This is a genomic window from Halorubrum distributum JCM 10118, assembly GCF_000337335.1.
GTDB classification, from domain to species: domain Archaea; phylum Halobacteriota; class Halobacteria; order Halobacteriales; family Haloferacaceae; genus Halorubrum; species Halorubrum distributum.
In genome coordinates, this window is record NZ_AOJN01000055.1 from 60,483 (window position 1) to 73,416 (window position 12,934).

Genomic DNA, 12,934 nt, shown 5'->3' on the forward strand with positions numbered 1-12,934 from the left:
CGGGATCGCAGGTCGAGCGCGGCTCGGTGTTCCGGTCAGAGCTCCAGCCGCCCCGGAACGTTCACGCGGTCCAGCATGAAGTACCCGAGCGTGAGCGTGAGGATCAACACGCCGAGCGCCGCGGCCGCGAGCAGCGCCTCGTTGCCCCCGCCGTAGTCCTCCAGCCGGAAGCTGATCACACGTCGGGAGACGGCGATGATCGCGGCGCTCACGACGATCCGGAGGACGGGCTTGCCGCGCGCGTACGCCACGAGCGTTCGGTGGACCTCGACGATGATCAGGAGAAGGAGGACGCTGTCGAGCAGCTCGACCACCTCGGCCGGATCGGTGAAGTTACCGGCGACGAGGAGGCGGTACAGCGAGACGAACAGGTCGAACACGCCGATGAGAAAGAGCAGGAGGAGGAAGTACGCCGCGCCGAGGACGAGCCACTCCATCGCCCGGGCCGCGGGATCCGCGGCGTCGTCGAGCTCGAACTCCATCGTCGGATCTCTCGGCGCCCGGCAGCAAGGGGCTTTGGGTGGACCCAGTCAGGGGCCCGCTTCGGCCCCGGTCAGCGATTCGAGCAGGCGGACGGCGGGCGCCTTCGCCAAGGGGTCGTTCCCGTTGCCGCAGTGCGGCGACTGGACGCAGGCGGGGCAGCCGCCCTCGCAGTCGCAGGTGTCGATGAGCCGCGCCGTCCGCGTCATCAGCTCCTCGATCCGCCGGTGGCCGCGGCGGGTGAGTCCGACGCCGCCGGGGTAGCCGTCGTAGACGAACACCGCCGGCCCCTCGGTGTGCGGGTGGTGCGGCGTCGAGATGCCGCCGACGTCGGCGCGGTCGCACAGCAGGTGGAACGGGAACAGCGAGATGATCCCGTGTTCGGCCGCGTGGATGCCGCCGTTGAACGCGTACTCGCCGCCCGGGATCGGTTCCCCGTCGTCGGCGGTGTCGTCAACGGCCGACTCGCCATTCGGCGGCTCGCCGCCGTCGGCGCTGACCTCGGGGTCACCCGAGCCGTCGCCGTCGACCACGTCGCCGAGGCGCCGCATCTCGCGTTCGATGTCCCCCGGGACGGGGAAGTACAGCGACTTCGTGCGCAGCGTCGTCTCGGGGAGGTCGAGCGTCGACTCGCCCAGCGACTCCCCGGTCGCGGCGTCCTTCCGGACGAACCCCGTGATCCGCTCGGTCACCGTAACGTCCGCGAAGCGGATGGGGACGTCTTCGCGCGCCGAGAGCGCGCGCTCGTCGAGGTCCTCGTTCACGACGATGTCCTTGTCGGAGCGCACCTGCGTGTAGTAGTCCGCCCACGACTGCTGGAGCTCGGCGACGTCGCGGTCGAGGTCCAGCTCGACCACCTCGTAGGTGCGGCCCTGCTGGTGGTAGATGGCGCCGGGGTGGGCGTCGCGGAGCGCGTCGGCGAAGCCGAGCGTCGCGACCGTCTCGCCGCTCGACCGCTCGATCAGCGAGATCTCGCGCTCCTCGGCGGTGCGCAGGTTCACGGACTGCTGCGGACTGGAGCCGCCCGCGTGAACCCACCGCGTGCCCGCGGCCGCCTCCCGCCGGTTCAGCACGCCCTCGTCGGTGAGGTCCGCCACGACGCCCGGGAAGGAGTCGCCGAAGAAGCGCTCGTCCTCGGGCGAGAGCCAGTTCTCGTCGGCCGCGCAGGCGACGTGGCCGGGCATGAGCTGGCCGTTCTCCGGGTCGCAGATGGCGTCCTCGGGCGGCGCGTCGAAGAAGTCGCTCGGGTTGCGCATCAGGTACTGGTCGAGCTGGTCCTCGCCGCCGACCATCACCACGAGTGCGGGGTCCTCCCCGCGGCCGGCGCGGCCCGCGCGCTGGTGGGCCGACATCCGGGTTCCGGGGTAGCCGTCAAGCACCACCGCGTCGAGCCCGCCCACGTCGACGCCGAGTTCGAGGGCGCTCGTCGACCAGACGCCGCGCAGGTCGCCGGCGTGGAGGTCGGCCTCGATCTCGCGGCGCCGGTCGTCGGTGAGCGCGGCCTGGTAGGCCCCCACCTTTCCGGCGAGGTCGCGCTCGCCCCGCTCGCGGAGGTCGCTCGCGCTGTCGGTCGCGTACTGCTCCGCGGTCTGTCGCGCCCGCGTGAACGCCAGCGTCTGCTGGCCCGCCGTGACGAGATCGACGAACAGCCGCTTGCTCTCCGTGTGGCTCGACTTGCGACGGCCGCTGCCGCGCTCCTGCCAGTCGTCGTCGTACTCTGGCGGGTTCCACAGCACCCAGTCGCGCGGCCCCCGACCCGACGTGTCCTCGTCGACGAGGGCGATCCCGTCGGGGTCGCGGCCGGTGACTGTCGCGACGTGGTCGACGGGGTTGTTGATCGTCGCCGAACAGCAGACGAACTGCGGGGCGGAGCCGAACCGCTCGCAGGTCCGCGCGAGCCGTCGAAGCGTCAGGGCGACCTGCGAGCCGAACACGCCGCGGTAGCTGTGGACCTCGTCGATCACGACGTACTCCAGCGACGAGAAGAACCAGTCCCAGAGGCGCCCCGCGTACGGCAGCAGCGCGTAGTGGAGCATGTCCGGGTTCGAGAGGAGGACGGTCGGCCGGCGGTCGCGCACGTCCCGCTTCTCCGACTGCGACAGCCGCCCGGTGTAGGAGTCGACCGAGACCCGGCTGCCGAAGCCGAGGTCGCCGGCCAACCCCGACAGCGACTCCTCTTGGTCGGCGATCAGCGCGTTCTGCGGCCCGATGTACAGTGTCCGTCCGCCGTGATCCATCGCCGCCTCGAACGCGGGGACGGTGTACGCGAGCGACTTGCCGCTCGCCGTCTCGGTCGCGAGCACGGCGTCGTCGCCGTCGCGGACCGCCTCGATCGCGTCGGCCTGGTGGCGGTAGAGCCGGTCGATCCCGCGCTCCGCGAGCGCGTCGGCGAGCCGCGGTTCGAGGTCGACGTCGGCGAACTCCGGCTCGCGGGCCGGGATCCGCCGGTGGTCGGCGATCTGTCCCTCGTAGAAGGGGCGGTCCCGCAGCCACTCGATGGCGTCGTCCACGGTTACGGGACCCTGGGGTCGGCGGGGCCTAACGGTTGCGGTGGCGAGGGGGCCCTCCTCGTGAGGGGCGTCGCGCGCCTCACCGGTTCAGTCGTCCGCGGGCGAGCGCGAGGCCCCGCCGTCGCCCGGCGAGGGGTCGACCGCCGGCTCCGCGGGGCCCTCGCGGGCGAGCGGCGGCCAGCGGACCTCGGTCGCGATCGGCTGGTCGAGGTCGACCCGCATCCGGAGGTCGCCGCGCCGCTCGACGACTTCGAAGCCGACCGTGCGGTAGACGCTCCGGGCGGGGCGGTTCCCGGTCTCGACGTGGAGTTCGATCCCGTCGCGGCCGGCGGCCGCGGCGTTCGCGATCACGTGCCGGCACAGCTCCGTGCCGACGCCGCGGTCCTGCGCGTCGGGGTGGACGAAGACGGCGAGTTCGGGGGTGTCGGCGTCGGTCGGCGTGTACATTGCGTGGCCGAACAGCTCGCCATTCCGCTCGGCGACGACGTTGTTCCCTTCCGACAGCATCGACTGGATCCAGTCGACGCGCCGTCGCCGACTCACCGGCGGGAGCCCCTGCGCGCGATGCGGACGGCCGAAGTCCTCGTACATCTCGGCGAGGAACGGCTCATCGGCGTCGGTCGCGGGCCGGATCGTCCAGCGCGCGCCCTCCTTGTCGACGAAGCGCGGACACCGCGGCGGGCAGTGCGGCGTCCCCTCGCACTCGCTCCCGTCCCAGCCGTCGCAAGCGGCGCTCGCGGTATCGGGGGTCATGTATCGACGTTGGCGTCGGGTCGTGTTATAGGGTGACAACGACTTTCACAGCGTGAGAATCGGTAACGGAGTCGGCGTCGGCCGCAACGTGGTCGGATCGGGGGCTACTCCCGGATCAGCACGATCCCTTCGCGGAACACCGCGTGGTTCGGGACGACGTGTTCCTCGCCGTCCGTCTCGATGTGGGTGACGAAGAGGTCGACCTCCTGAACGACGCCGCGCTCGCCGGCGACCCGCACCTCGTCGCCGATGCCGTACGGCTGCCGGAGAAGCAGGAAGACGCCGGCCGCGGCCGAGGCGACCAAGTCCTTCGTCGCGAGCGCGGCGAACAGCACGAGCGCGAACGCGTACGCCGCGAGCAGCACGATGAGCGCGAGCGTCTGGACGCCGACCTGGCCGAGCGCGATGAGCGTCGCGACGTACACGACGCTGTACTTCACGAGCGTCGGGAGCACGCCGAGTTCGGGGAGCTTGATCCCCCGGAGGCGCTCGGCGACGAGCAGTTCGGCCTTGTCGCCGACGACGATTCCGACGATGAACACGACCACGGCGACGAACAGCCGCGGGAGGAACGCGGCGACGCCCGACCAGAACTGTTCGAGGTAGTTCACGTCCGCGACGGTGAGCGCGACGATGACGGTGACGGCGAGGATGAAGTAGCTCGACAGCTTGGCCAAGATTCGCACCGTGGAGGTGTCGAACTCGCGGGCCGTCCGCTCGAAGGCGGTCCCCTCGATCACCTCGGGGACGCCGGCGCGCCGGAGCAGCCGGCGGTTGATCACGCCGGTGAGGTACGCCAACACGAGCCCGAACGCGAGCACCGCGAGCGCCAGCCAGATCCGGTACGGCACGTTCACGAGGAAGTCGGGAACGGCGACCTGAGCCGCGGACATGGGTCAGTACTCCTCCGGATCGATCTCCAAGACGAGTTCCCCGGCCTTGAACGCCCGGACGAGTCCGTCGGACTCGGAGAGGACGATTGAGGTCGAGTTCGTGTCGCGGGTGATCGCCGCGCCGGACATGTGGCGCGCGCCGAGCCCCTTCGGGATGTCGACCCCCTCGGCGGCGGGCTCGAGGTAGCGGTACGCCGAGACGATCTTCCCGGAGTCGGAGACGACGAAGGCGCCGTCGAGCCGCGAGAACTCCTTGAGCATGACGTTCACGATCGGGTCGCCGACGTGAACGTGGCTCTTCTCGAAGGGGTTGTACGACAGCGGCCGCGACTTGTTCATCACCTTCCCCGCGTCGCCGACGACGAACAGCGCGCCCACCGGCTTCCCCTTCTGCCCCTTCTGTCCGAGCTCGATCGCGACCTCGAACACGTCGCGGATCACGCTCGGCTCCGCCCGCGAGTTGGCGAACAGGTCGTAGATCCCGGTGTGGACCCCCTCGTCCACTGTCGCCCGGATCACCGCGTCCGAGCCGCCGTCGAACACCGAGGCGACGCACGCGACCTCGTCGCCCTCGGCGAGGAGCCCCTCGTCCATCGCGCCCTCGATGCCGAACCGGATCCGGTCTTTGACGTTGTCGAACGGGAGGGGAAGCTCGACGAACGTCTCCGCGTCGACGTCGTTGTCGGGCGCGACGACGACGACCTCGACCTCGGCGTCCGCGAATCGCTCGTAGAAGGAACTCGTCGGGGAGAACAGCAGCGCGGCGTCCACGTCCGCGACGAGGTCCGCCAGGTGGTCGGTGAGCGAGGCCATTATCACCCGTGACTCCCGGACCCCGTATAGTCGTTGCGTCGTGCGAGCGTCTGACGCCCGGCCTGGATCGACGTATGGACACCGTCAGGAGGCGCGAGACGGAGTCAGTTGATTCCGAACCGAGAGAGGCCGGGGCAGGCCTATCAGTACTGAAACGGGGCGAGCCGGCTCAGTCGCCGGCGGCCGAGAGCGGTCCCTCGGCAGTCGCCGGCCGATCCTCGCGGATCAGGTCCGCCGCCCGCTCGGCGATCGCGATCGTCGGTGCGTTCGTGTTCCCGCCGACGAGCGTGGGCATCACGCTCGCGTCGACGACGCGGAGCCCCTCGACCCCGCGGACGCGGAGCTCGTCGTCCACCACCGCCGCCGGGTCGTCGCCCATCTTACACGTCCCGACGGGGTGGTACACGGTGTGACACTCCTCGCGGACGTGTCGAGCGATCTCCTCGTCGGTCTCGACGTCCCCGCCGGGCCAAAGCTCGCGGCCGAGGTACTCCGAGAGGGCGTCCTGGTCGGCGATCTCGCGGGCGCGCTTGACGCCCTCGACGAGGGTTTCGAGGTCCGCACGTTCGTCGAGGTAGTTCGGATCGATGGCGGGCGCCTCGAACGGGTCGGTCGAGCTGAGCCTGACGCGGCCGCGGCTCTCCGGTCGGAGCTGCGTCGCGCCGATCGACAGCCCCCGCCCCTCCTCGGGGTTCGCGAGCCCGTGTTCCATGAAGTAGGAGGGCGCGAAGTGGAACTGGAGGTCCGGCCGGGGCTCGTCCGGGTCGGTGCGAACGAAGCCGCCGGCCTCGCCGACGTTGGAGGTGAGCTTCCCGCGCTTGCGGACGAACCAGTTGAACAGGTCCCGGAGGCTCCCGGCGTCGTCCAGCGTGCTGACGTCGTCGTCGGTCTCGTAGACGGTGAACGCGAACAGGTGGTCCTGGAGGTTCCGGCCGACGCCGGGCGAGGCCGCCTCCACGTCGATCCCGTGGTCCGCGAGGTGGTCGGGGTCGCCGATCCCCGAGAGCATGAGGATCTGCGGGGAGTTGACGGCGCCGGCGCTGACGAGGACCTCCTCGGTCGCGTCGACGGACCGGGCCTCCCCGTCCCGACTGTACTCCACCCCCGTCGCGCGACCGTCCTCGATCGTCACCTCGGTCACCTGCGCGCCGGTCTCGGCGGTGAGGTTCGGGCGATCGAGCGCCGGCTTGAGGTACGCGTCGGCCGCGCTGTGACGTTTCCCGTTCTTCTGGGTGACGTGGTAGAGACCGACGCCGGCCTGCTCGGCCCCGTTGAAGTCGTCGTTGCGGTCGTACCCGGCCTGCGCGGCCGCGCGGACGAACGCCTCGGAAGCGGGCCGCGGCGACGACTGGTCGGTGACGTTGAGCGGCCCCTCGTCGCCGTGGTAAGACGAGTCAGTCGGCTCGAAGGTCTCCGCGCGCCTGAAGTACTCCAGCATCGAGTCGTACCCCCACCCGTCGTTGCCCAGTTCGGCCCAGCCGTCGTAGTCCGAGGGGTGGCCCCGGACGTAGATCATCGCGTTGGTCGAGGAACATCCCCCGAGCGTCTTGCCGCGGGGCCAGTAGAGTTCCCGGCCGGCGCAGCCGTCCTGCGGCTCGGTGTAGTACTCCCAGTCCGCGTCGGTCTTGAACAGCTCCGGGAACGCCGCCGGGATCCGCATGTTCCGGTCGTCGTCGGGCGTGCCCGCCTCCAAGAGCAGGACGCTCGTCTCCCCGTCCGCGGTGAGTCGGTTCGCGAGGACGCAGCCCGCAGACCCGGCGCCGACCACGATATAATCGTATTCATCGCTTGTCATAGACAATCATGAGGTAGTGTAGCAATTAACTGTACTCATCCGTCGAAACACGAGAGGACACGCGGATCGACGCGCTCCGCCGGCGGGACGCCGTTCGACGACGTTTTCCCTCTCTGCCCGCGTTGGCACACGTGGAACCAGATTCCGTCCGAGAGTCGTGGGCAAACCGGGCGGGCGAATACTCGCCGGCGTACTACGCGCACTACGGACCGAACGAGACGAGCGAGCTGATCCGCGAGGCCCTCGACGCTCACCTCGACCGCGACGCGGCCGTCCTCGAACTGGGATGCGGCTCGGGCCGGCACCTCGAACACCTCGCCGCCCACGGGTTCGAGGACCTCTCCGGGGTCGACATCAACGCGGAGGCGTTCGAGACGATGCGAGACGCCTACCCCGAACTCGCCGCGGACGGGACGTTCTACTGCGGCGCGATCGAGGACCTCGTGGAGGAGTTCGACGACGGCGCGTTCGACGCGGTGTACTCGGTCGAGACGCTGCAACACCTCCATCCGGACGTCGAGTCGGCCTTCGCGGAGATCGCGCGGATCACCGACGACGTCCTCGTCACGGCCGAGATCGAGGACCCGACGCGCGAGTCGGCGGCGGCGGACCCGGACGTGAACTACGTCGACGACGAGACGCCGCTGTACTACCGGGACTGGGGCGAGATATTCACCTCGCTGGGTCTCGTCGAGGTCGACGTCGTCCGCGGTGACAGGGACACGACGCGGACCTTCCGCGTCTCCGACTGAACGGCGCCCTCGACGAGGTCAGTCCCGTCAGCGGCGAGCCGCCCTCCCGCGCGACTTTTACCCGCGAGCCGACTACCCCGACCACATGGCGACTCGCGAGGCCCTCTGGGGGTACCGGAACCGGTTCGGCGACGCCTTCGGGCGCACCTACTTCCGTCGCTTCGGACCGGGCGTCGTCTCCAGCGTCGGGATCGGGACGTACCTCGGCGAGCCGACACCCGAAGTCGACGACGCCTCGCGCGAGTCGATCGGACTGGCGCTCCGGTCGGGGGTGAACCACGTCGACACCGCCGCAAACTACCGCTGCGGCCGCGCCGAGCGCGTCGTCGGCGAGGCGCTCCGGGACGCCCCCGTCGACCGCGAGTCCGTGGTCGTCGCGACGAAGGGGGGCTTCCTCCCGTTCGACGGCGAGCGCCCGGCCGACCCGAGCGCGTACGTCCGCGAGCGGTTCGTCGAACCCGGGATCGTCGACCCCGACTACCTTGCGAACGGCGCGCACGCGATGACGCCGGCGTACCTGGAGTGGTCGCTGGACCGCTCGCTCGACCGGCTCGACCTCGATTCGGTCGACTGCTTCTACGTCCACAACCCCGAGACGCAGCTCGCCGCCCGGTCGCGAGACGAGGTGTACGACCAGATCGGCGCGGCCTTCGAGGCCCTCGAACGCCGGCGTGCGGCCGGAGATATCGGGGCGTACGGCGTCGCCACGTGGAGCGCGTTCCGGGTCCCGGCCGAGGCCGACGACCACCTCTCGCTCGGCGAGGTGCTCTCGCGGGCCGAGGCCGCCGGCGAGGCGGTCGGCCCCGACGACGACCACGGGTTCGCGGCGATACAGCTCCCCTTCAACGTCGCGATGGCGGACGCGTTCACGCGGCGGAACCAGCCCGCGCCGCCGGGCGCCGGCGCCGACGGCCCCGTCTCGACCCTCGAATTCGCCCACGAGGCCGGGCTCTCGGTGGTGACGAGCGCGAGCGTCGGACAGGGGGACCTGACCGTCGAGGGCGCGGTTCCCGCCGACGTCGACGCGACGCTCGCGGGGGAGACGCCGGCCCAGCGCGCGCTCAACTTCGCGCGGAGCGCGCCGGGGGTCACCTCGTCGCTCGTCGGGACGACCGACCCCGACCACGTCCGCGAGAACGTCGCGGCCGGCACCTTCGACCCGCTCGGCGCGTCGGCGTTCGACGCCGTCTTCGAGTGAGCCGGACGACGGCCGCGACGCCGCGGAGCCGGCACCAGCGGCCGGACCGGCGGCCACAAGACGTTTGTCGGGACCCGTCGAAACCCGTCACATGGCCCCCACGCGACGAGCCCTCCTCGGGAGCGCCGCTCTCGGCGTCGTCGGCGCGCTCGCGGGCTGTTCTGGCGCGAGCGACTCGGAAGCGGAGTCCGCCCGACCGCAGACGAGAGGCACGGAGACGGACCCGACGGTGGTAAAGCCGCGGAACCCGGCCGGCGAGAGCGTCCTCCTCGACGGGAGCGAGGCGACCGACGAGAACGAGCCAGCCCGGATCGGCCGCGAACTCGTCACGAGCGCGGACCGAGCTGACGAGCTGTTGGTCGCCGAGGGCGTCTCCGACGCGGACCGCGAGCGGGTCCGGTCGTTCCTCGACGAGACGGACTACGACGCGGAGACGGTGTACGTCTCTCCGGCCGGTATCCTGTCCTGCCAGCGGCTGGAGATCCACTCGGTCTCGTGGCAGCCCGGGCGCGTCGAGTACGAGTACTGCCGCGAGCTAAGGCCGCCCGATAAGGCGTGCGAGGCCGGCACCAGGGTCACGCTGGCCCTGATCTTCCGGCTTCCCGCGGTGCTCGACGACCGGCTCCGGGGGTCCGGCTCCAGCGGACGGTCGCCGTGTCGGACGACGGACACCGAGTACGCGGTGATCGACGGGAACGCGACCGTGACCGGGAACGCCACGGCCGCCGACGAGTGGGGTGACTTCTGATGCCGCGACGGCTCACCCGGCGCGACGTGCTCGCGGCCGCCGGCGCCGTCGCGCTCGGCTCGCTCGCCGGGTGCTCCGGCAGGGGGAGCGGGCCGCGGTTCTGGGACGACCCGCCGTCGCTCGACGTCGAGGGCGTCCCGCGCGAGTTCGACCGGCCCGTCCCCGACCCGCCGCGGATCGTCCCCGTCGACGTCGAGCCCGCGGTCGCGGCGGCGTTCGCCGACCGGGTCGACCGGCTTCTCTCCTCGATTCCGGAGCCGCTGACCGGGGGGACGCTCCCGAACGGCGCGATCCGCGAGCAGATCGAGACGGAGCGGGCGGGGGCCCGCGAGGCGCTCCCGGAGTCCGACGAGGCGCTCCCGCCGTTGGAGGCGGCGGAGCGGTACGCTACCGCGCGGGACCGCGCCGCGACCGCCGCCGGCACGTGGGCGGCCGTGACCGTCGAGGGCGACCCGGCGGCGGTGACCGCCGGCATCGGGACGGTTCGGAACCGGGCGTTCGAGACGCTGGAGGAGCTGCCTGGCCCGGCGGCCGACCCAGTGGCGGGCGCCGCCGTCTACGGCCCGATCGAGCGCTGGTACGACGAGGCACGGCGACGGACGCTGGTCGGCAGCGGCCCGGCCGACCAGGCGAACCCGCTCCGGACCGGGGACGCGGCCGGCGAGGTCGAGCGCGTCCAGTCGCTGGTCGAGTCGGGGCGGTACCTCCGGGACCGGTACGCGGCGTCGCTCGCCGACCCGGAAGCGGTCGCCGAGCCGCTGCGTCGCGAGATGAACCGGCTCGGCCGCGCGGTGGGCGACCGGCTCCGCGAGCTCCACGGGGAGGGCGTCGAGGACCTCCGACAGAACCCGGGCACGGATGCGTTCGTCGACGACCGGGCGGTCGCGCGCGGCGCGCCGAGCGCCGCCCTGCTGTCGAGCGCCGTCTACCGGAGCTTCGACGACATGTGGTTCGACCCGGTCGCGTTCGACGACTACGAGCCCGACGACCCGGCGACCGGGCTGACGCGGACCGCGCTCGCGTGGACGCGGCTCCGGGCGCTCGGCGACGTCGCCGACCGGGTCGAGGCGGGCGAGACGATGTTCCCCGACGACGCGGCCGCGGTCGGCGCGGCGCGGACCGCGGCGGTCGAGTCGGCGGCGGCGCTCGCGGGGAGCGAGAACCCGCTGGCCCGGTGGCTGGCGACGCAGTTCCTCCCGCTGTTCGCGGAGCCGGAGGGGGCGCTCGCGGCGGGCGACCGGAACGCGCGGTCGACGGTCGAGGCGTACACCCGGTACCGGTGGATCGAGACCGTCACGGGCGAGGCGCGGACGGTGGCGGCGTCGGTCGAGGACTCGTTCGAGGCGAATTGAGCGCGGCCGACCAGCGACGAATCGACCGCGACGGGAGAGAGGAGAGAGGGCGACGACGGGGGGTGACGGCGTCAGCGAAGCTCCTTGAACCGCGCGCCGCACTCCGGACAGATGCGGACCGAGAACACCTCGTCGGGGTCGTTCTCCTTTTTCAACACCTGCTCGCAGTCGGCGCAGTTCAGCCGCTCGTAGGTGTCCTTCATCAGGTCGCCGTCGCGGAGCCCCTTACGCGTGGATTTCATACCCGGGGTTTGTCGCCGGGGCGCATAAAAACCCTGTACGACATCGGTCTGACGAGTTCACCGAAAGCGAGGCCGAGAAGGGCGAGATGGGCGTCGACGGCGGCGAGCGGAGTGTCGAGTCACTGCCAGACCGCTTTCGCAACGCTTGTGTCCGGGCGCGCGGAATCGCCGCCGTGTCACGGACCAGGCTGTTCGGATCGCTTTGCGCGCTGGTCTTCCTCGTCAACTTCGCTCGCGTCGTGTTCGCCCCCCTCGTGGGCGAGTTCATCGACGCGTTCGGGATCCGCGAGGGGACCGCCGGGCTCATCGTCACGCTCGCGTGGCTCGGCTCGGCCGCCCCGCGGCTCCCCGCCGGCTGGGCGCTCACGCGCTTCACGCGGCGCAGCGTGATCGTCGTCTCCGGCGCGATGCTGACCGCCGGCGCGCTCGGCGTCGCCCTCGCGCCGAGCGTGCTCGCGCTGATGGTCGCCGCCTTCGCGATCGGCCTGGCCTCCGGCGTCTACTTCGTCGCCGCGAACCCGTTCATCTCGGAGCTGTTCCCGCAGCGCGTCGGGCGCGTGATGGGCGTCCACGGCATGGCCAGCCAGCTCTCCGCCGTCATCGCCGCGCCCGCGGTCACCGTCGCGCTCTGGTACGACTGGCGGTACGCCTTCTACGCGCTGGCGCTCGCGGCGGCGGCCAGCACGGTCCTCTTCGTCGCGCTCGCGAAGCGGACCGACCTCCCGGACGCCGGCGCGGGCGACACCGACTTCCTCGCGGCCGCCCGCCGGGAGTGGAAGCTGATCCTCGCGGGCGTCGTGCTGATGGGGCTCACGAGCTTCGTCTGGCAGGGGCTGTTCAACTTCTACGAGCTGTACATGATCGACAAGGGGCTGCCGCCGGCGACCGCGCGGAACCTCCTGACCGTGATCTTCGCCGCCGGCGTCCCCGCATTCCTCGTCTCAGGCGACCTCGCGGACCGGCTCCCGCACGTGCCGTACCTGCTCGGCATCGTCACGGCGTTCGTCGGCGGGGTCGTCCTCGTCGTCGTCGCGGAGGGGTTGGCGGCGGTGATCGCCGCGAGCGTCGTCGTCGGCTTCGCCATTCACATGCTGTTCCCGGCGGGCGACACGTACCTGTTGGCGTCGCTACCTGACGAGTCGCGCGCGTCGGCCTACGCGATGTTCTCGGCCGGAATGATGTCCACGCAGGCGGCCGGCTCGTGGGTCGTCGGGGAGGCCATCGAGGCGGGCGCGGGGTACGACGCCGTCTTCCTCGCGCTCGCGGGCGGCTTAGTGGTCCTCGTCGCCGCGTACGCGGCCCTGTACCGCCTCGGGCGCGTCCCCGGCGGTGCGGCGGGGGCGACGCGGGCGGCGTAACGCGGAGACGGCGACGGACCCGGGGAGCGTTGGATCCGGG

At 71.5% G+C, this 12,934-nt stretch carries 12 protein-coding genes; 5 read left to right on the plus strand and 7 right to left on the minus strand.

Annotation, left to right across the window (positions count from 1 at the left end; genetic code table 11):
• Positions 1–35: 35 nt before the first annotated feature.
• The 6 genes from C466_RS12450 to C466_RS12475 all read right to left on the minus strand — a co-directional run bounded on the left by C466_RS12450 (position 36) and on the right by C466_RS12475 (position 7,244).
• The gene (locus tag C466_RS12450) at positions 36–482 is read right to left on the minus strand and encodes a phosphate-starvation-inducible PsiE family protein (RefSeq protein WP_004595627.1); all 447 of its coding nucleotides are present in this window, start codon (positions 480–482) and stop codon (positions 36–38) included.
• 48 nt (positions 483–530) lie between these two features.
• The gene (locus C466_RS12455; RefSeq protein ID WP_004595626.1) at positions 531–2,990 is read right to left on the minus strand and encodes a DEAD/DEAH box helicase; all 2,460 of its coding nucleotides are present in this window, start codon (positions 2,988–2,990) and stop codon (positions 531–533) included.
• An 87-nt stretch (positions 2,991–3,077) separates the two neighbouring features.
• Positions 3,078–3,743: a GNAT family N-acetyltransferase gene (locus tag C466_RS12460; protein WP_004595625.1), complete on the minus strand. Its 666-nt coding sequence runs from the start codon at positions 3,741–3,743 to the stop codon at positions 3,078–3,080.
• Positions 3,744–3,847: 104 nt separating this feature from the next.
• Complete coding sequence (locus C466_RS12465) at positions 3,848–4,636, minus strand: mechanosensitive ion channel domain-containing protein (protein WP_004595624.1); 789 nt, start codon at positions 4,634–4,636, stop codon at positions 3,848–3,850.
• Positions 4,637–4,639: 3 nt separating this feature from the next.
• Entirely contained in the window at positions 4,640–5,449 is an 810-nt protein-coding gene (dacZ, locus tag C466_RS12470; protein WP_004595623.1) for a diadenylate cyclase DacZ, read from the minus strand.
• Positions 5,450–5,618: 169 nt separating this feature from the next.
• On the minus strand, positions 5,619–7,244 hold the full coding sequence (locus C466_RS12475) for a GMC family oxidoreductase (RefSeq protein ID WP_080505954.1): 1,626 nt from the start codon (positions 7,242–7,244) through the stop codon (positions 5,619–5,621).
• A gap of 131 nt (positions 7,245–7,375) precedes the next feature.
• Between C466_RS12475 and C466_RS12480 the strand changes: the two genes are divergently transcribed.
• The 4 genes from C466_RS12480 to C466_RS12495 all read left to right on the plus strand — a co-directional run bounded on the left by C466_RS12480 (position 7,376) and on the right by C466_RS12495 (position 11,294).
• On the plus strand, positions 7,376–7,996 hold the full coding sequence (locus C466_RS12480) for a class I SAM-dependent methyltransferase (RefSeq protein ID WP_004595621.1): 621 nt from the start codon (positions 7,376–7,378) through the stop codon (positions 7,994–7,996).
• A gap of 85 nt (positions 7,997–8,081) precedes the next feature.
• Positions 8,082–9,194 carry an aldo/keto reductase gene (locus C466_RS12485; protein ID WP_004595620.1) on the plus strand — a complete coding sequence of 371 codons (1,113 nt, stop codon included), beginning with the start codon at positions 8,082–8,084 and terminating at the stop codon, positions 9,192–9,194.
• A gap of 91 nt (positions 9,195–9,285) precedes the next feature.
• Complete coding sequence (locus tag C466_RS12490; protein WP_004595619.1) at positions 9,286–9,942, plus strand: hypothetical protein; 657 nt, start codon at positions 9,286–9,288, stop codon at positions 9,940–9,942.
• Positions 9,942–11,294: a hypothetical protein gene (locus C466_RS12495; RefSeq protein WP_004595618.1), complete on the plus strand. Its 1,353-nt coding sequence runs from the start codon at positions 9,942–9,944 to the stop codon at positions 11,292–11,294. Before C466_RS12490 ends, C466_RS12495 begins: the two co-directional genes overlap by 1 nt.
• Before the next feature lie 71 nt (positions 11,295–11,365).
• Here the strand turns inward: C466_RS12495 and C466_RS17020 are convergent, their stop codons facing one another.
• Positions 11,366–11,536 (minus strand): HVO_0758 family zinc finger protein, encoded by a 171-nt coding sequence (locus C466_RS17020; protein ID WP_004595617.1) that lies wholly within the window; start codon positions 11,534–11,536, stop codon positions 11,366–11,368.
• A 173-nt stretch (positions 11,537–11,709) separates the two neighbouring features.
• Between C466_RS17020 and C466_RS12500 the strand changes: the two genes are divergently transcribed.
• Positions 11,710–12,894, plus strand: a complete 1,185-nt coding sequence (locus C466_RS12500) for an MFS transporter (RefSeq protein ID WP_049908334.1) — start codon at positions 11,710–11,712, stop codon at positions 12,892–12,894.
• The last annotated feature ends 40 nt before the right edge of the window (positions 12,895–12,934 follow it).